The organism is Thermaerobacter subterraneus DSM 13965 (assembly GCF_000183545.2).
Classification (GTDB): Bacteria; Bacillota; Sulfobacillia; order Thermaerobacterales; family Thermaerobacteraceae; genus Thermaerobacter; species Thermaerobacter subterraneus.
In genome coordinates this window covers 527,976-545,868 of record NZ_JH976535.1, presented here as the reverse complement: position 1 = coordinate 545,868, position 17,893 = coordinate 527,976, and the positions used below count along the sequence as shown (strand labels likewise).

The 17,893-nt window shown below is 73.2% G+C and carries 16 protein-coding genes; 9 read left to right on the top strand and 7 right to left on the bottom strand.

The genetic code is table 11. The features are described 5' to 3' along the window. Positions 1-26: 26 nt before the first annotated feature. Positions 27-689: a DUF1614 domain-containing protein gene (locus THESUDRAFT_RS02455; protein WP_006903127.1), complete on the top strand. Its 663-nt coding sequence runs from the start codon at positions 27-29 to the stop codon at positions 687-689. A 43-nt stretch (positions 690-732) separates the two neighbouring features. After that, positions 733-1,893, top strand: a complete 1,161-nt coding sequence (locus THESUDRAFT_RS02450) for an RluA family pseudouridine synthase (protein ID WP_006903126.1) — start codon at positions 733-735, stop codon at positions 1,891-1,893. 171 nt (positions 1,894-2,064) lie between these two features. On the opposite strand, the gene THESUDRAFT_RS02445 is transcribed toward THESUDRAFT_RS02450, so the two are convergent. Next, positions 2,065-2,511 (bottom strand): iron-sulfur cluster assembly scaffold protein, encoded by a 447-nt coding sequence (locus THESUDRAFT_RS02445; RefSeq protein ID WP_006903125.1) that lies wholly within the window; start codon positions 2,509-2,511, stop codon positions 2,065-2,067. Between the two features lie 166 nt (positions 2,512-2,677). Here THESUDRAFT_RS02445 and THESUDRAFT_RS02440 point away from each other — a divergent pair, with 166 nt between their 5' ends. Next, positions 2,678-3,571, top strand: a complete 894-nt coding sequence (locus THESUDRAFT_RS02440) for a sulfurtransferase (RefSeq protein WP_006903124.1) — start codon at positions 2,678-2,680, stop codon at positions 3,569-3,571. A gap of 516 nt (positions 3,572-4,087) precedes the next feature. Beyond that, a complete protein-coding gene (locus tag THESUDRAFT_RS02435; protein ID WP_006903123.1) occupies positions 4,088-4,594 on the top strand; it encodes a hypothetical protein in 507 nt (168 codons plus the stop codon). A 97-nt stretch (positions 4,595-4,691) separates the two neighbouring features. On the opposite strand, the gene trpS is transcribed toward THESUDRAFT_RS02435, so the two are convergent. Beyond that, entirely contained in the window at positions 4,692-5,756 is a 1,065-nt protein-coding gene (trpS, locus tag THESUDRAFT_RS02430; RefSeq protein WP_006903122.1) for a tryptophan--tRNA ligase, read from the bottom strand. Between the two features lie 471 nt (positions 5,757-6,227). Between trpS and THESUDRAFT_RS02425 the strand changes: the two genes are divergently transcribed. The 3 genes from THESUDRAFT_RS02425 (at position 6,228) to THESUDRAFT_RS02415 (ending at position 8,799) form a co-directional block, all read left to right on the top strand. Beyond that, the gene (locus THESUDRAFT_RS02425; RefSeq protein ID WP_006903121.1) at positions 6,228-7,247 is read left to right on the top strand and encodes a YkvI family membrane protein; all 1,020 of its coding nucleotides are present in this window, start codon (positions 6,228-6,230) and stop codon (positions 7,245-7,247) included. A 347-nt stretch (positions 7,248-7,594) separates the two neighbouring features. Next, complete coding sequence (locus tag THESUDRAFT_RS02420) at positions 7,595-8,284, top strand: DsbA family protein (protein WP_242823208.1); 690 nt, start codon at positions 7,595-7,597, stop codon at positions 8,282-8,284. A gap of 95 nt (positions 8,285-8,379) precedes the next feature. Further along, complete coding sequence (locus tag THESUDRAFT_RS02415; protein ID WP_006903119.1) at positions 8,380-8,799, top strand: disulfide oxidoreductase; 420 nt, start codon at positions 8,380-8,382, stop codon at positions 8,797-8,799. A 63-nt stretch (positions 8,800-8,862) separates the two neighbouring features. Here THESUDRAFT_RS02415 and THESUDRAFT_RS12035 read toward each other — a convergent pair whose 3' ends face one another. From THESUDRAFT_RS12035 to THESUDRAFT_RS02390, 5 genes are all read right to left on the bottom strand, one after another. Then, positions 8,863-10,851, bottom strand: a complete 1,989-nt coding sequence (locus THESUDRAFT_RS12035) for a c-type cytochrome (protein WP_006903118.1) — start codon at positions 10,849-10,851, stop codon at positions 8,863-8,865. Positions 10,852-11,065: 214 nt separating this feature from the next. Then, positions 11,066-11,680: a copper resistance CopC family protein gene (locus THESUDRAFT_RS12615; protein ID WP_006903117.1), complete on the bottom strand. Its 615-nt coding sequence runs from the start codon at positions 11,678-11,680 to the stop codon at positions 11,066-11,068. A gap of 406 nt (positions 11,681-12,086) precedes the next feature. Then, a complete protein-coding gene (locus THESUDRAFT_RS02400; RefSeq protein WP_040826186.1) occupies positions 12,087-13,628 on the bottom strand; it encodes an SMP-30/gluconolactonase/LRE family protein in 1,542 nt (513 codons plus the stop codon). Positions 13,629-13,856: 228 nt separating this feature from the next. After that, complete coding sequence (locus tag THESUDRAFT_RS02395; RefSeq protein ID WP_006903115.1) at positions 13,857-14,057, bottom strand: cold-shock protein; 201 nt, start codon at positions 14,055-14,057, stop codon at positions 13,857-13,859. Positions 14,058-14,385: 328 nt separating this feature from the next. Beyond that, positions 14,386-15,654 carry an NAD(P)/FAD-dependent oxidoreductase gene (locus tag THESUDRAFT_RS02390; RefSeq protein ID WP_006903114.1) on the bottom strand — a complete coding sequence of 423 codons (1,269 nt, stop codon included), beginning with the start codon at positions 15,652-15,654 and terminating at the stop codon, positions 14,386-14,388. Between the two features lie 64 nt (positions 15,655-15,718). Between THESUDRAFT_RS02390 and THESUDRAFT_RS02385 the strand changes: the two genes are divergently transcribed. Beyond that, complete coding sequence (locus tag THESUDRAFT_RS02385) at positions 15,719-15,988, top strand: HPr family phosphocarrier protein (RefSeq protein WP_006903113.1); 270 nt, start codon at positions 15,719-15,721, stop codon at positions 15,986-15,988. A 112-nt stretch (positions 15,989-16,100) separates the two neighbouring features. Continuing rightward, positions 16,101-17,855 carry a phosphoenolpyruvate--protein phosphotransferase gene (gene ptsP / locus THESUDRAFT_RS02380; RefSeq protein WP_006903112.1) on the top strand — a complete coding sequence of 585 codons (1,755 nt, stop codon included), beginning with the start codon at positions 16,101-16,103 and terminating at the stop codon, positions 17,853-17,855. Positions 17,856-17,893 lie beyond the last annotated feature (38 nt).

Genomic DNA, 17,893 nt, shown 5'->3' with positions numbered 1-17,893 from the left:
GCCGCCGCGGACCGGGAGGTCAGGCCGTGCCCCTCTTGCCCCTTCTGTTGTTTTTCCTGCTCTCGCTGCCGATGCTGTTCTTCTTGACGTATGCCCAGGTGGCCGCGCTGTCCTTTGCGCGCCTGGGCTTGAGTCCTGCCGGCGCCTTCCTGCTGTTTGCGCTGTCTCTGGTCGGTAGCGGCATCAACCTGCCCCTGCGGCGGGAGCGGGTGCCCCTGGATCCGCCGCCGGTTCCACCCATCGCCTTCTTCTGGCTTTTCCCCATGGTGCAGCCGCCGCGGGTGGCGGAGCGTGTTCTGGCCATCAACGTGGGCGGCGCGGTGATCCCCACCTTGTTCAGCCTGTTCCTGCTGGGCGCGGGCCGCGCGCCCCTGGTGGCTGCCCTCGTGGCGACGGTTCTGGTGGCGGCGGTGGCCAAGGCCCTGGCGCGGCCCGTACCGGGACGCGGCATCGTCCTGCCTGCCTTCATTCCGCCGCTGGCGGCGGTGGTCATCACCCTGCTGGTGGCGCCACCCGGCAGCCGCGCCGCCGTGGCGTACGTGGCCGGCACCCTGGGCACCCTGGTGGGCGCCGACCTGCTGAACCTGCGGGCCCTGGACCGCATGGGTCCGGGGATGTTGAGCATCGGCGGCGCGGGGGTCTTCGACGGGATCTTCCTGGTGGGCGTGCTGGCCGCCTTTCTGGCTTGAGGCGTGAGGTGGCGTCCGGGCACCGGCCTGGCGGCGGAGCGGCATGGGCCTGCGCACCCGGCCGGACGTACGGATCGAGGTCGTCCACCGCGACGGGGAGTGGGTCTGGTTGGCACGGCGACGCTACGTGGTCACCGCGGCCGATGAGGGACAGCGATTGCACCGGCTGGCCCGCCGGTGGCTGGCGGACGTGCCCCTCAGCGCCGTGTTCCGCATGCTGCGGCAGGGCCGTATCACCGTCAACGGCCGCCGCGTGCCCCGGGACACGGTCCTGCGCGCCGGGGACGTGGTGGAGGCCGAGGTGGTCGATGCGCCGCCCCACCAGGCCGCACCCGGCGCCCCGCCCCCGTCGCCGGCAGCAAGGCCCCGGAGCGGTCCCGCCGGTTCGTCCCGGGCGCCCCGCTTGCCGGCCCCGGCCCGCCACGAGCCCCGGGTGGTGTACGAGGACGAGCACCTGCTGGTAGTCAACAAGCCGGCCGGATTGCTGACCCATGGCGCCGGCGGATTCGGGGCGGCGCGGGAATACACATTACTGGACTGGGTCCGGGACGAACTGGCTCGCCGCGGCACGCTGCCCGAAGGTGCTCTGTACCAGCCGTCGCCCGGGCACCGCCTCGACCGCAACACGTCGGGGCTGGTGGCCTTCGGCAAGACCCGCCAGGGAGCGGCTCGCCTGGCGGATTGGATGCGCAGCGGCGCGGCCGTCAAGGAGTACCTGGCCATCGTCCGGGGCCGGCCGCCGGAAGGGGTCCTCCAGCACCAGCTGCAGCGCGATCGCCAGCGCCGGGTCACCCGGGTCTTGCCTGTCTCCGTCGCGCAAAAGCAGCCTGCCGCACCGGTGGAGATAGGGGAGGCTGGCCTCGAGAAGGCGCCGGGCGCGGCGGAGCAGGCCCGCAGCGCCACCCTTCACCTAACCGTCGTGGGCGCGTCCCGGGGCTACACCTTGTGCCGGATCCGCCTGCTCACCGGACGCACCCACCAGATCCGGGCCCAGCTGGCGGCGGCGGGCCACCCCCTGGCGGGCGACCGCAAGTACGGCGGGCCCAGGGTGGAAGGGCTCGACCGGCCCGCGCTGCATTGTCACCGGCTGGTTCTTCCCGGAGGAGTGGAGCTGGTGGCGCCGCTGCCCGCGGACTTGATGAGGCTGTGCCGGCGTCTGGGGCTGCCGGTACCGCAGGGTGCGCCGGGCCGTCGCGAGCCCTGACCCGGCGGCTCCTACCACGGGGCGCCGGTTCCCGGCTCGGTGGGCGGGTGCCGGGCGCCGGCAACGTGCGGGCTGCCCGGGCCGCCGGTGCTGCCAGCGGGCGGCGCCCGCGCTGGGTTCCGGGCCGGGCTCTGCGAGGCCACCGGTCCCCGAGCCAGCCTTCGCTCCGCCTCAACCTTCCTGGTGAGAGTCGATGGGACCCTGCCACTTCCCTTCGGCCCGCAGCTTGCGCCGGTACTGGCGAACAGCCTCTTTCAGCGTGCTCAGGGCCAGGGTGGCGCAGCGGGGCCGGGTAGCCAGGGCCGATTCGCCGACGAACTGCTTCATGTCTTCCCCGCGCAGGTGGAGGACCTGGTCCATGGTGAGGCCGTCGTCGACCACCTTTTGCAGCAGCATGGACGCCGCTGCCTGGCTGACGTTGCAGCCGCTGCCCTCGAACTTCACCCCGGCGATGCCGTGGCCGTCGCCCGTGCCCTTGAGGTAGATGTGCACCACGTCCCCGCAACCCGGATTGCCGCCCGACACCGTCACGTCGGCGTCGTCCAGCCGCCCGCGCATCCGCGGGTTGCGGGCCTCCTCGATCAGGATCTGGATCAGGGTCTCCCGGTCCCATTCCACGGTTGCGTCCCTCCCAGGCAGTTACCTAACTAATGTATCACGCGCGGCGGGAGTTCCATGGGGGGCCGGTGGATCCGGGCCGGTACGGAAAGACTGGTTGCTGTACCGGGTTTTATTACCTTACAATTCCCCTTAGCTAACTCATCTTTCCCGAGGAGGGATTCCCGTGTCCGAGGCCGCGGAAAAGGTCTTCCAGGAGCGGGGCTACGCCCACCCCGAGGTCCTGGTCAGCACCCAGTGGGTGGCCGAGCACCTGGACGAGCTGGCCGACCCCAACAGCACCAAGTACCGCCTCGTGGAGTCCGACGAGGACGTGACCCTCTACGAGGTCGGCCACATCCCGGGCGCCGTCAAGATCGACTGGCAGACCGACCTGCAGGACCCCGTGGTGCGCGATTACCTCTCGCCCGAGCAGTTCGCCCGGCTGATGTCGGAGAAGGGCATCGACAACGACACCACGGTGATCTTCTACGGGGACAAGAACAACTGGTGGGCAGCCTACGCCTTCTGGGTCTTCCAGCTCTTCGGCCACAAGAACCTGAAGATCATGGACGGCGGCCGCGCCAAGTGGGAGGCGGAGGGCCGGCCGCTGACCAAGGAAGTGCCCACCTTCCCCAAGACCAACTACAAGGCGGTCACCCGCTACGACCCCTACATCCGCGCCTTCAAGGAAGACGTGCTGCGCCACATCGAATTCGGCAAGCCGCTCATCGACGTGCGCTCGCCCGATGAGTACTCCGGCAAGCTGCTGCACATGGAGAACTACCCCCAGGAGGGTGCCCAGCGGGGCGGCCACATCAAGGGCGCCAAGAACGTGCCCTGGGCCAAGGCGGTCAACCCCGACGGCACCTTCAAGTCCGCCGACCAGCTGCGCAAGATCTATCTGGAGGAACAGGGTCTCAAGCCGGACGACGACGTCATCGTGTACTGCCGCATCGGCGAGCGGTCGTCTCACACCTGGTTTGCCCTGAAGTACCTCCTGGGCTTCGAGAGCGTCCGCAACTACGACGGCTCGTGGACCGAGTGGGGCAACCTGGTGCGGGCGCCCATCGAGCGGTAATCAAACCAGCCCGGGACAGGACCATCGCCGGTAACGGCAGGAGGCCCAACCGGGGCCGCCTGCCGCCCGCGGGCGGGCCGGACGCCTGGAGGCTCCGGCCCGCCCGCGCCTTTTTCCCAGGGGCGGTTAGAACCGGCGGGCTGGTGCCCATGCTAGGTGCGCCGGCCCTGCATGTCCAGAAGGGTGCCGGTGCCAGGGAGGTGGCGTCCGGTGCAGGATCCTTCCATTGCACGCTATGCCGGCCGGGCGGTGGACCCGGCCCCAAAGCCACAGGAAGCTGCAGCGACGGGTTCCCCAGAGGCACCCGAGCCGGTCTTCCACCCGCGCGCGGCACGACTCGGGACCTCCGGCGCAAGACCTGCGGGTTCTGGTTCGGTCCGGGCCGGGGGGTTCAGGCGGAGCCGGCCGGGCCGCCGTCCTCTACTGCTGGCGGCCACGGCCCTCCTGACCGCGGCCGCCCTGGCCGGGGGCTGCAGCCTGCCTTCCAGCAAACCCGGTAGTGCTGGAACCCGGCAAATGGTGACCTCGCTGGCCGACGATCCCCAGGTCCAGCAGGCGTTTGCCGCCGGTCGCGGCGAGGTGATCGCCACCGATCCCCAGGCCCGGCGGATCATCCTGGAGGAGATGGTCCGCGAGCAGCGCCGCCTGCTGGAGGAACCTGCCGTCCGGGAGGAGGCGCTGCGGGTCAACGCCGCCCTCACCCGGGCCACGTCGACCCACCGGGAGACGCGCCCGGAGATCCTCGAGAACACCGTCGGCCTGCTGGAGGCGATTCCCGGCGACCCGGAGCTCCGCCGCCGGATGGTCGACGTGATGCGGGAACTCCTGAAGGACCCGGCCATCCAGGCCGACATGGCCGCCATGATGCGGGCCATGATGGCCTCGTCCGGTGCCGGAGGCGGCAGCGGCCAGGGAGCCGGCGGCCCCGGGGCAGACGCGGGCCAGGGAGGCGAAGGTGAAAGGGAAGGCAGCGGCCCCGGCGCGGCGGGCACCCGTCCCGGAGAGGGCAGCAGCGGCCGCTGAGGGACTTCAGCAGGGCAGAGCAGGACGGGGCGACGCCGGGGAGGAAGGCGGCGGAGCGCCGCCCTCCGGCGTCACGCCCCTCGCCACGGGGCAGGGTTCAGCCCGTGCCGGCGCCCTCCTTGCCGCCCGCAGCGGCGGTCCCGACCGGCGCCTGCCACAGGCTGGTTTCGTCCAGCATCAGCCCGCACGCCGTCTTGACCTCTTCCATGGTCTGGCGGGCGATGACCCGGGCGCGGCGGATGCCCTCCCGCAGGACCCGCTCCAGGTAGGCGGGGTCGTTCTCCAGTTCGGCCCGCCGGCGGCGGAAGGGCTCCAGGCTGCGGATCAGGGCATCGGCCAGGGTGCGCTTGAGGTTCACATACCGCAGCGTACCCGCGTCGTACTCCGCCCGCAGCTGGGCGTACTCCTCTTCCGTACCGAAGAGCTTGAGCAGGTGGAACAGGTTGGCCACCCCAGGGCTCATCTCCTCGCCCGCAGGCCCGGTGTCCGTCACCGCCTTCATGATCTTGTCGCGGATCTCCTCGGGCGGATCCGCCAGGGCGATGAGGCTGCGGGGCCCCAGGCTCTTGCTCATCTTCTTCTCCGGCTCGGTCAGGCTCATGATGCGTGCCGTATCTTCCTGGACCAGCGCCTGGGGCTCGGGAAAGATCCGCACCCCGAACAGGTGGTGGAACCGGCGCACGATCTCCCGGGCCAGCTCCAGATGGGGCAGCTGGTCCTCCCCGACGGGCACCACCTCGGCCTTGTACAGGACGATGTCGGCGGCCATCAGCACGCCGTAGGAGAGCAGGCCCAGGTGCACGTAGTCGGGGTGCTGCTCCACCTTCTCCTTGTAGGTGGGCACCCGCTCCAGCCAGGACACGGGTGTCACCGTGCCCAGGATCCAGGCCAGCTCCGTGTGTTCCGGAAGCGCCGACTGGACGATCAGGATGGACCGCTCCGGATCCACCCCGGCCGCCAGGTAATCGATCAGCAGTTCCCGCACGTTGGCCCGCATCTCCGCCGGATCGTAGGGCGTCGTCATGCCGTGGTAGTCGACGATGGCGTAGATGCACTCGTAGCGGTCCTGCAGCTCGATCCAGCTCTTGATGGCGCCCAGGTAGTTGCCCAGGTGGATCTGTCCTGTGGGTCGAATGCCGCTGAACACGCGCTTGCGCGCCACCGCTTGCGCCCTCCCGTCCATGCCCGGCCCGTAAGTCTCGTAAGTCTCGGCAGGCGTTGCCACACGTGTGTTCATCATCTTAACCTTCCCGGCGGCCGCAGGCCAGCTTCCTGGTGACGTCCGGCGCCGCCGCCCGCGCCCGGCCGCTGGCCGAACCGGAACGGCTCCCCGGCCGGCCCTGCCCGGCGCCCCGGGGCCGCGGCGGCGAATGCTGCCATACCGCCGGCTGCGCGCCATCCATGCAGGCAGGCCTAACCAGCCATACAGGCAGGCCTAACCGGTTCCACACCCTGCATACCGATGATTGCCATGAACACCGGCTCGCGCCAGCCCCGTCCCGTCCCGGCCCGTCCTCCCGGAGCCCCCCTCGCCTCCGGGATGGGTACGCCGCCTGCCGGGGGAAGGCAACCGCCCCCCTCCCCGGGGTCGCCGCGGGCTCCGGGGGATGCAGCCGGGCCGGGCTCCTGGCCCGTGGCCGCCACCTTCATCGGCACCGTGGTGGGTGCCGGCTTCGCCTCCGGGCAGGAGATCCTCTCCTTTTTCACCCTCTACGGATGGCCCGGCAGCCTGGGCATCGTGCTGGTGGCCGTGGCCTTCGCCGCCGGCGGGAGCTGGTGGCTGGAGCTGGGCGCCCGCACCCGGGCCCGCTCCTACCGGGACGCCCTGGCCGCCACCGCCGGCCCCTGGGCCGGCAGCCTGCTGGACGGGCTGCTGACCGCCTCCCTGTTCCTGGGCGTCGGCGTGATGACCGCAGGAGCGGCCGCCGTCACCGCCGAGCAGCTGGGGTGGCCGCCCTGGGCGGGGCGGGCTGCCTTCCTGTTCCTCTGCGTGGTGACGGTCTGGCACGGGCTTCCCGGGGTCCTGGCGGCCAACACGACGGTGGTGCCCCTGCTGGTGGGTGTGGTGATCGTGGTGGCGGTGCACGGCCTCCGGGCGGCACGGCCGGCAGCGCTGGCGGCCCTGGCCCCCATGGCTGCCGCCCTGCCCGCCGCCCCCGCTCCCCACTGGCTCGTGGCCGCCCTCCTCTACGCCGGCTTCAACCTGCTGCTGGCGCTTCCCGTGCTCGTCCCCCTGGGAGCGTCGGCTCCCCCCGGCGCCCGGCGGCTGGGCAGCCTGGCGGGTGGGATGGGCCTGGCCGCCCTGGCCCTGCTGCTGCACATGGCGCTGCTCGCCCACATGCCTGCTTCTGCCACCCGGCAGATCCCGGTGCTCTACCTGGCGGCAGGGCTGCCCGGCTGGTTCCGGGCGCTGCTGGCGGTGGTGTTGTGGACGGAGATCTTCACCACCGCCGTCGGCAGCCTTTACGGCCTGGCCAGCCGCCTGGGGGTGCCGGGCTCCGGTTCCTACCGCCTGGCGGTGCTGGTCACGGCTGCCCTGGCGATGGCCGTGGCGGAGGCCGGCTTTGCCCACCTGGTCCGGGTCCTTTATCCCTTGCTGGGCTGGCTGGGCCTCGGCCTGGTGGCCTGGCTGCTGTGGGGCGCGCGCCGCTGAGGTTCTGCCGCCTTCCCAGACAGCCCCGCTCCGGCTACCATGGGACTAGCGCCCCGGCCCTGCCGGTGGCCGGCCGGCCCGCCGCGGCCTGCCGTCCCGGGGCCGCGGCAGATCCGCACAGGGAAAGGATGGAGATCGTGCCCCCCAGGTCGACCCCAGCATCCGGAACCGGGCCCCAGGCCGGTGGCCGGGGGTCCCAGGCGGGAACCCGCTCCGGTCCCCCTCTCCGTCCCCGCTCCGGTCCCCCTCTCCGTCCGGGATCCGGGTCCGGTGGCTACGGCCGCTCCCGGCGCGAGGCGGAAGCGCGGCGCCGCCGGCTCCGGTGGCTCACCCTGGGCACGGCCGCCATGATCGTCCTGGCCGTGGCCCTGGCCGTGGCCGCCACCCGCCAGGCGGACCGGCAAGCCGCCCCGGCGGACCTGTTCCAGCTGGAGCGGCAGCCGGCCCTGGGCTCCGCCAGCGCCCCGGTCACCGTGGTCGAGTTTGCCGATTTCAAGTGCCCCTATTGCCGCGAGTTCACCCTGAACGAGTTTCCCCGGTTCAAGGAAGCCTATATCGACACGGGGAAGGTCCGGTTCTACTTCATCAACTATCCTTTCATCGGCCCCGATTCCGATACGGCGGCCCAGGCCATGGAAGCGGTATACGCCCAGTCCCCGGAGGGCGTCTGGGCCTTCATCGACCGGGTGATGCAGCTGCAGGGGCCCGAAGACCAGCAGTGGGCCACCCCGGAATTCCTGGTGGACGTGGCACGCCAGGCGGTGCCCGGGATCGACGCCCAGCGCCTTTTGGATGACCTGCGGTCCGGGCGGTACGCCGGCGAGGTGGATGCCGACCGGGCCATCGCCGTCCGGGCGGGCGTGCGCGGCACGCCGTCGGTGTTCGTCAACGGCAAGTTCGTGGAGAACTGGTCGTTCGAGGGACTCAAGGCCGCCGTCGACCAGGCCCTGGCCGAGGCAGGAGGCAGCGGCGAGGGCGGCGGGCAGAACGGCGCCGGCGGCGGCCCGGCGGGAACGGGTTCCCAGGGTGGATCCTGACCCGGGCCGGGCGGGTGCTGGCGCCGGCCACGATGCCGGCCGGCTCCGGCCGTCCGGCGTTGCCAGCCGGGGCCGGGCCGTGAGGAGGCGGGGCGTTGCGCCGGTTCTTCCGGGAATACGGGCTTTACCTGGCGTGGCTGGTCGCGACGGTGGCGACCCTGGGGAGCCTCTACTTCAGCGAGGTCCTGGGGTTCATCCCCTGCAAGCTCTGCTGGTGGCAGCGGATCTTCATGTACCCCCAGGCGCTGCTTCTGGGCATGGCCAGCTTCCGGGACGACCGGCGCATCATCCCCTATGCCGTACCCCTGAGCGTGGCCGGCGGGTCGATCTCGGCCTTCCACTACTTGCAGGAGCAGGTGCCCGGCCTGCGGCTGCCCGTCTGCGGGGTGGACGTCTCCTGCTTCACCCCCTGGATCAACTGGTTCGGGTTCATCACCATTCCTTTCATGGCCCTGGTGGCCTTCGCTCTGATCGTGCTCTTCCTCAGCCTGGCCCGCCCGGACGAACCGGCCTGAGCCGCACGGTCTGAGCCGCACCCCCGCTTTCCGCCGGGCTGGCGCCCCAGGTGTGCCCGCTGGCTAGCGGCCCAGTTGCCGGATGAACCGGATCACCGCCCAGCGATCCTCCTCCGTAAGCACGTCGCCGAAAGCGGGCATGGCGGTGCCGTCGATGCCGTGGGTGATCCACCAGTACAGGTCGCCGTCGGTGTGTTGGCGGGTGTGGACGCCGGTCAGGTCGGCCGGCGGGGGCAGCATGCCGGCCGCCGCCGGCCCGTCCCCGCGCCCCTCGGGGCCGTGGCAGGCTGCGCAGTGGGTGGCAAAGACCTGCCGCCCCCGCTCGATGACGGCCGGCGTGCTGGGCAGGGGGTTGGGAACGTCGGTGGTTGGGTAGGCGTCGATCCAGGCCACCTGGCCCAACAGCCAGGCGCCTGCCGCCAGGGCGATGAGGCCCGCAGCAAAGGGGATGGGCCACAGGCGCCGCCAGCCCAGCACCACCAGGACGGCGGCCTCCAGAAGGCCGAGCAAGGCCACCGTCGCCTGCACCGCCCCGGCGGTGGACTGGTAAGCCGCCCGCAGGCTGAGCCGGCCCTGGCGCTGGTTGCCGGGCGCCCCGGCCGCCTCGAAGGTGGTGACCGCCGTCTCCTGGCGGCCGTCCGCCAGGGCCAGGGTCCAGGTGAGCTGCCAGGCACCGGGCATGGGTAGCACGGCGCGGGCCTCCAGGGTCCCGTTGGCGCGGCCGGCAGGTGGACTCAAGGTGACCTGGTAGAGCCCCATGGGATGCTCCGGCATGTCCAGGCGCACGGCGCCTCGGGCCAGGGCGGCCTGACCCAGGGAGCGGGCCGAGAGGGTGACCTCGCCCCGGCCCCCGGGCTCGAGGGCCAGTTCCACCGGCACCCCGGCCACCTGGACCCGCCAGGTGACGGGCTCGGTGGCTGCGGCGGGCCGGTCGGCGGGCGGCAGCACCGCCAGGATCCCCGAGGCCAGCAGCACCGCCAGGGCGGCCAGAGCCTCTGCCCGCACCAGCCGGCGCACGACGGCCACCACGGGTCCGGGCCCTCCGGCCTGAAGCCGGTGGACGCCGCCACCTCCACCCGAGCTGCCGTCACCGGAACTGCCTTCACCGTAGCCGCCTGCCGCTGCCCTCCGCTCCAGCCACGGCCGCAGGGCAAACAGGTTCACCGCCGCGATGGCCAGCACCACGGCGACCAGCAGCAGCTTCACCAGCAGGGCCTGGCCATAGGGGCTGCGCAGCAAGGCATCGGCCCCGTAAAGGTTGCGCCGGGCAGCCAGGATCCCGCTGGTCGCGACGAGCAGCACGGCCACCGCGCCCAGGTTGGAGAAGCGGCGGATCAGCGGGGGCAGGAGGGCAAGGACGGCGGGGGCCCGGTGTTCCGCGGGCCCGGAGGGGTGCAGGCGAGGGCGGCTGCCACCCGGCGGGCCCGCGTCGGGCCGGCCGGGTACGGGTCCGGCGCCTGGCGGCGCGGCAGCCCCGCCGGGTGTGGCCAAGCCGGTGGCGGGTGCCCGTGGACCGGCCAGCTCGCCGAGCCGCCGCCAGTCGAGCAGCGCCAGGCGCAGCAGGCCACCGATCCAAAAGGCCACCGCCACCACGTGGACGCCGTCGACCAGCAAGGCGCTGCCGCCCCGGATGCCGGCGTGGCTGTTCCAGACCAACGCCCCGGCGCCCGCCAGGCCGGGCAGGATCCACCAGCGGCCGGGGGTGGTGGCCCGCGGCCAGCCCGCCGCCGCCAGGGCCGCGCCCGCCAGCCCCACCGCCGCTTGCACCAGGGTGGCCCGGCCCGTGCGGGTGGCGACCAGGTAACGGCCGAGCATCTCGGGTCGTCCCCCGGTCACCTCCCAGGCGGCGACCAGAGCGCCTGCCAGGGCGCCCAGTGCCAGCACCAGCCCTCCCGCCACGGCAAGAGCCCGGCTGCGGCGCCAGTGGCCCGGACCGGCGATGGGGCCGGCCTCCCCGCGGAGGATCCAGCCGTCCAGCACGGCGGGGCCGGCCAGGCCCATCAAGCCCAGCAGGCCCACCCAACGCACGATCCCCGCCGCCAGTTCAGGCAAACCCGACCCCTCCCGCGAACCTCCCGCGGGCCACAGCTTTGTGGAACAGCCCGGGAGCCCGGCCGCACCGTCCGGGACCCATCTCCTTCTTGGGATTGGGCCCTACGGCACCCGGCCACCCTGCAGCTCCCAGGGCCACGAGGATCTCCAGGCACCTTCCGGCTGCGCAGCTCGCCGGCGCGGCCGGCCCGCCGCCGGGGCCTGACACCCGCCCTTACCGCGGGCGCCGGAGCACCGTCATCAACCCGACCGCCACCACGGCCACCAGGGCCACCACCGCGGCCCACAGCCAGGCCTGAGAGCCACCGTCCTGGGCCGGCGCTGGCTCCGCCCCGGCCGGCGGCGTGGTGGCCCCGCCGGGTTCGTCCTGGCCGGGTGCCGGGGGCGCGGGTTGCTGGTCCGCCGTGCCCGACCCGGGCGAGGGCGCGGCGGCCACCACGGAGAAGGTCACGTCCCCTTCCACCGGATGACCGTCCTGGGAGAGCACCTTATAATGCAGGACGTACTGGCCGGCCGGCATGGAGCCCCGCACCTCGGCGCGCAGGGTCTCCCCTTCGGCTTCCATGGGCCCCAGTTCCACGGTCCCGCCACCCTGCCGGGTCAGCGTCAGTTCGCCAAACTCTGGTTCCACCGCTTCGGTGAAAATCAGCTCGATCTTCCGGGGCGCTTCCTGCAGCTGCGCGCCCGGCTCGGGAAAGCTCCCAACCAGGGCCGCGTGGGCCTCCGCCGGGGTCCAGCCGCCGGCACCGGAAGCCACCAGCACCACTGCGAGGACCCCTCCCAGGAGGCTCGCCAGAAAGGCCGTTCGGACCAGCCGCCTCCAGTTCATGATCTTCCCTCCTGCCGTCGTCATGCCTGGTTCGCGCAGCACCGCTAGCGCCAAGGTCCCGTTTCGCCCCGGCGACGGTCGCCGGCCGGAGCTCGGCCGGCGGCCGGAATCTTGCCGCCACTCCCCGAGGGGGCGCGTGCCCGGCCGCGACCCGGACCCGGTACCGGTCGCCGCGGTAGCCGGCAGGGCCGCCCCAACTCGGGCATAGCACAACGGCCAAGGTGCCATCCATCGGGAGGGAATCCCATGGCCCGCATTGACTCAGGTGGATGACCGATCCCGCCCGTCCGGCGGTCCCTACCCCGCGGTCCCCGCCCGGCAGTCCCTGCCCGCAATCCCCGGCCGGCAGCCCCGCCCCGCGGCCCACCCGATCGAGCCGGCGAGGGAGGCTACGGCACCGGTGGCGCTAGGGGCGAGGCTGTTTCGACCGGCGCTGGGACTGAATCCCAGCCAGCACCCCCAGCCACCCCACCACCAGCGCGCCCGCCATGGCGCCTAAGGCCGCCAGCGCCTGCCAGGGCAGAGCGGCCTGTGGCACCACCTGCACCCGTACCGTCCGCGTCACCACCCGCTCGGGCGCCACCCGGGCCGCCAGCACCAGGGGGTACACGCCGGGTTCCGCATCCCGGGGCACGGTCAAGCGCAGCCGGGCCGCCGCCGGGCCGCGTTCTTCCCACACCGTCTCCCACCCCCGGGGCCGGTCAGCCACCTCCCAGGTCACGGGGCCGGAGGCGGGACCGCCCGTCTCGCCGCGGGCCGGCTGGACCAGGGTTGCGTTGACGGACGCCGTACCGGCCGGCACCAGATGGGTCGCCTCCACCCCAGCGGCCAGCTGGATCACCGGCCAGGCGCGAGGGTCAACCCGGCCCACGTAATCCCGGCCGTAAGCGGCAAACCAGATGGCGCCGTCCGGCCCGCGGGCGAGCCACTGCACCCACGACTGGGGCTCGGCGGCCGGCAGCTGGAACAGCTCCATCGTGCTGGTGGCCGGGTCGATGCGGGCCAGGGCGTTGCCGGTGTGCAGGGCGGCCCAGAGTCGCCCCTGCCCGTCCCACTCCAGGTCGTTGGGCCGGGTGGCCTGGATCTCTTCGCCCGGGGGCGCCGGCGGCGTGAGCAGGGGAACCCAGGCCCGGGTCGTGACGTCGAGGCGGCCGATGGTGCGGCCGCCGTGCTCGGTGACCCAGACGCCCTCCCCGTCGGGCGTCACCGCCACCCCGGCTGGTCCCGCCACGTCGGGGGGAAGGGCAAAAGTCGCCCACGTCCCGTCCCGGGGGTCGAACCGGTACACCGTGCCGGTACGGGGGCTCACGGTCCAGAGGCGGCCGGCTTCGTCCCGGGCCAGATCCCAGGTGGAAGGCCACGGGTAGTCCGGCAGAGGAAGGGGGACCACCTCGACGCGGCCGGTGGCGGGATCCAGGCGGCCCAGCCGGTTGCCCTGAAACTGCAGCAGCCAGACGGCATCGCCGGCCGGCAGCACCGCAGCCGCGCCGGCAAAGGGCAGGGGGTAAGCCTGCCAGCGGCCGCCGCTCCCGCTTGTCGCATTCGGGACGAACCGCCAGGCGGTGGCCGCGGGATCTCGGCCGAAGTCGTTGTCGGTAAGCCACAGGGACCCGTCCGGGGCGGCGGCCAGGCGCGCCGGCTGGCGCACCTCCCGTGGCATGGCCACGAAGCGCCAGCGCCCGGTGGCCGGGTCCAGGCCACCCAGCCGGCGGGAGCCGGTCAGGGTCACCCACACCGTTCCGTCCGGTGCCACGGTCACGGCCCAGGGTTTGCTCCCCGGCGGCAGGGGATAGCGGTCGAACCAGCCGGTTCCGCCCGTGGCGGCCCCGGCCGGCCGCCCCGCACCCATCACAGCGGCCAGCAGGGCCAGGGCCAGCAGGGTCGCCCAAAAGCCGCGCCTCCGGGCGGCCCGCTGTCCCCTGGGTTCCTCCGGCAGGGGCCGGTTCACGGCCGCCCCGCCCATGCCAGGGGGCGTAGCCCCGCGCCCCGTCCCGGCAGGAAGCGGCCGTCCTCTCACGGCCTGGCGGCGGCCCGCCGCCGGCCCGGCGTCCATGGCCTATCACCCCCGCGTCCCCCAAGGTGCCCGCCCAGCGTGCCAGCTCGCCCCTGTCTAAGCTGCCAAAAAGAAAGGGCGCCGCACCATGGTGCGGCGCCCGCTGCTTTCCGGTGCAGGAGCTTACAGAACGATGACGTTCTGCGCCTTGGGGCCCTTCTCACCCTCGACCACGTCGAAGGTGACCTTCTGGCCCTCCTCCAGCGTCCGGTAACCGGCTCCGACGATCGCGGAGAAGTGGACGAACACGTCGCCCTGGCCGTCATCGCGGGTGATGAACCCGTAACCCTTCTCCGCATTGAACCACTTGACTGTCCCGGTCAAACCGCGGATACCTCCGTACTGATGTGAGACTCGCTAGCCGGGATTGCTCCCAGGACCCCGCTACCGGCCAGTGGGTGCCGGCCCCCACTGCCCCGCGCGCCGGCCCAGGTCGCGACGGTGAAGCCCGATCGTCGTGACCGGCCTACCGAACGGCTAACTGGTCGTAGTTTACCACACCCGCGGCCCGCGCACTACACATTTTTTTGGTCCCCGCGTTTCTGGTCCCCGCCCACCGCACCGGCCTCACCGGCGGCCCTCTCCCGCCAGCGGCTGCGCCCTGGGTGGCCGTCCCCAAGGGCTCCCGCCCCCGCGGGCCGGCGGCCGCACGTCACCGGCGGGTGCCCGCCAGGGGATGCAGCGGCATGCCGCCCAGCACCCGCGCCACCAGGGAGGCGCCCCCGATCCGGTACAGGTACCGCCAGAGGGTGGCCGATTTCAGCACCCGCGCTGCATGGCCCGTGACCCGGTACCCGTTGCGCAAGAGACCCACCCCGTCCCGGCGGCCCAGGCTGATCACGGTCCCCAGCAGGTGGGGCGTGAAGGGCTCCACGGGCTGCCCGCGCAGGCGGCGCGCCAGCGCGCGCCCCAGATACTCGCCCTGCTGCAGGGCCACCTGGGCCGTGGGCGGGAGGGGCCGCCCGTCCTCGCCGGGGAACGCCGCCGCGTCTCCCGCCAGGTAGACGCCGGCGAAGCCGCGGGCCTGCAAGTCCGGCCCCACCAGCGCGCGGCCCCGCCGGTCCACCTCAAAGCCCGCCTGTTCCACCAGGCGGTGGGCGCGAACACCTCCCGTCCAGATCACCGTGCCCGCTTCCAGCCGCCGACCGTCGGCCAGCACCACGTGGCGCGGGGTGACCTCCCGGATGGGCGTGCCGGTGATCACCCGCACCCCGGCCTTCTCCAGAAAGCGGGTGACGTAGCGGACCAGGGGCGGGTCGAACCCCGGCAGCAACGACGGGGCCGCCTCCACCAGGAAGATCTCGATGGCGCCCGGCGCCACCCCCGTCTCCCGGGCCAGGTCGACCCTCGCCTCGGCCAGCTCGGCAGCCAGTTCGACCCCGGTGTAGCCGCCCCCGCCGATGACGATGCGCCGGCCTTCGGGGCCCAGATCACCCGCGGCGTAACGCGCCAGGCGCTGCTCCACCGTGCTGCGGATGACCGGGCCCGAAGACAGGTCGCGCACCGTCAAGGCGCGTTCCTCCAGCCCGGCGATGCCGAAGAAGAGAGGCTCGCTGCCCACGGCCACCACCAGCAGGTCGGCCTCCAGGCGGCGGACGGCGCCGGTGGCCCGGTCTTCCACATCCACCACCCGCCGCCCGGGATCGACGGCGACCGCCCGGCCCAGCCACAGGGCCACGTTGGGGGGCAGGTAAGGTGCCAGGGGCAGGGCGATGCGCTCCCGCAGGCGCGGGCGCGCCACAGGCTCGTGCAGCAGTGTTGTAAAGTAGTGATACGGATAGGGGTTGACCAGGGTTACCCTCGCCGGGGCCGCCCGCAACCCGCGGGCCACGGCGAATCCGGCGTAACCCGCACCCAGGATCACCACATGGGGTGGGCCGTTACGGGAGGCCCCGGCCGGGCCCCGCGCCGGGTCGACCACAGCAGTCCCTCCTCAGGGGTTAGGGTGTCCAGCCCGCGGCCCCGCCCTCGGAAAGGGGTTTCCCATGGCGGAGGTCACCGTCACCATCCAGCATCCCACGGGCCTGCACGCCCGTCCAGCAGCCCTTTTCGTGCAGACCGCCAGCCGCTTCCGCAGCCGGATCGAGGTCACGGCCAACGGCAAGACCGTGAACGCCAAGAGCATGATGGCCATTCTGAGCCTGGGGGCACGCCAGGGCACCACCCTGACCCTGCGGGCGGAGGGCGAGGACGCGGCCGACGCCCTGGCGGCCCTGAAGGAACTGGTGGAAACCAACTTCGGCGAAGGGTCGTGATCCCGTGCAGGACGAACGGGCCACACCGGCTACCCCCCAACCCCCTGGCGCGCCCGGCCTGGCCACGCCGGGCCCGGCGGCGCCCGGTGAAGGCCCGCAGGCGGCGGGAGCCGTGGCGGGCGGTGGGCCGGCGCCGGGCGAGCGGGTGATCGAGGGCATTGCCGCCGCGCCCGGGCTGGCGCTGGGTCCGGCCTGGGTCTACCGGCCGCCCGACCTGACGGTGCCGCCGCCGGCGGGCCCCGTCGACCCGCAGGCGGAAACGGCCCGGTGGGAAGCGGCCCGGCGCCAGGTGCGGGAGCGCCTGGACCGGCTGGCCGCCCGGGCGCGGGAGCAGGCGGGGGAGGACGAGGCGGCCATCTTCGCCGCCCACCAGCTGCTGGTCGACGACCCCGAACTGGACGGCCAGGTACGCCAGGCCATCGCCGGCGGCAGCACGGCGGAAGCAGCCGTGGCCCGCGCCACCGAGGATTTCGCCCGCATGCTGGAGCAGCTCGACGACGAGTACCTGCGGGGCCGGGCCGCCGACATCCGGGATGTGGGGCGCCAGCTTCTGGCTGCCTTGCTGGGCGCTTCCCTGGATCTGACGCCGGACGAACCCAGCGTCATCGTGGCCCACGACCTGGCGCCGTCGGACACCGCCCGCTGGCCCCGGGAAAAGGTGCTGGGGCTCGTCACGGAAGCCGGCGGTGCCACCTCCCACGTGGCGATCCTGGCCCGGGGCGCCGGGGTGCCGGCGGTGGCCGGCGCAGCCGGAGCCATGGCGGCGGTTCGGCCCGGCCAGCCGGTGGTGGTCGACGGCACGGCGGGCCGGGTCGTCCTCGACCCCAGCCCCCAGCGCCGCCAGGCGGTCGAACAGGCCCTGGCCGAGCAGGCCCGGCGGGCCCGGACCCTGGCCGCCCTGCGGGACCTGCCGGCCGTCACCCCCGACGGCCGGCGGGTGGAGCTGGCCGTCAACATCGGCAGGCCCGAGGACATTGCCGCAGCGGAGCCCTTCGGCCCGGAGGGCGTGGGCCTCTTCCGCACCGAGTTCCTGTTCCTCGACCGGTCCGAGCCGCCGGGAGAGGAGGAGCAATGGCAGGCCTACGTGGCCGCGGTGCGGGCCCTTGGGGGGCGCCGCCTGGTGCTGCGCACCTTGGACGTGGGCGCCGACAAGCGACTGCCCTTCATTAACTGGCCCGAGGAGATGAACCCGGCCCTGGGCTGGCGCGGGGCACGGCTGGGGCTGGAACGGCCGGACCTGCTGCAGGCCCAGTTGCGGGCCGCGCTGCGGGCGGCCGCCGAGGGGCCGGTCAGCGTGATGTTCCCCATGGTGACCACCCTGGAGGAGGTCCGGCGCCTGCGCCAGGCGGTCCAGGAGGCGGCGGCAAGCCTGGAGCGGGAAGGGATCGCCCACGGCCCGGTGGAAGTGGGGATCATGATCGAGGTGCCGGCGGCCGCCCTGGCGGCCCGGACCCTGGCCGGCGCCGTGGACTTCTTCTCCATCGGCACCAACGACCTCACCCAGTACACCCTGGCCGTCGACCGGACCAGCCGGCAGGTCGCCGGCCTGTACGATCCCCTCCACCCGGCGGTGCTGCGCCTGATCCTGGAGGTGGGCCGCGCCGCCGAAGAGGCGGGCATCTGGGCCGGCGTGTGCGGCGAGCTGGGCGGCGAGCCCCTGGCGGCGCCCTTCCTGCTGGGCGCCGGCATGACCGAGCTCAGCATGCACGCCCGCGCCCTGCCGGAGGTCAAGCAGGTGATCCGGGCCGTGCGCTATGCCGACGCCCGGCTTCTGGCGGAAGAGCTGGTCACCCTGCCCGATGGCGACGCGGTGCGCCGGCGCCTACGGGCCTTTCTGGCCGGGGTGGGCGTCGAACCAGCCCATTAGCACCGGCCCTTTTGCACCCTGTAGGTGAGGCCGAGAGG

What these genes read in the sequence shown, in the direction of transcription:
- THESUDRAFT_RS02450 (WP_006903126.1), top strand. Translation starts at nt 733, where the DNA reads ATGGGCCTGCGCACCCGGCCGGACGTACGGATCGAGGTCGTCCACCGC.
- THESUDRAFT_RS02435 (WP_006903123.1), top strand. Translation starts at nt 4,088, where the DNA reads ATGGTGACCTCGCTGGCCGACGATCCCCAGGTCCAGCAGGCGTTTGCC.
- THESUDRAFT_RS02420 (WP_242823208.1), top strand. Translation starts at nt 7,595, where the DNA reads ATGATCGTCCTGGCCGTGGCCCTGGCCGTGGCCGCCACCCGCCAGGCG.
- THESUDRAFT_RS12615 (WP_006903117.1), bottom strand. Translation starts at nt 11,680, where the DNA reads ATGAACTGGAGGCGGCTGGTCCGAACGGCCTTTCTGGCGAGCCTCCTG.
- THESUDRAFT_RS02385 (WP_006903113.1), top strand. Translation starts at nt 15,719, where the DNA reads ATGGCGGAGGTCACCGTCACCATCCAGCATCCCACGGGCCTGCACGCC.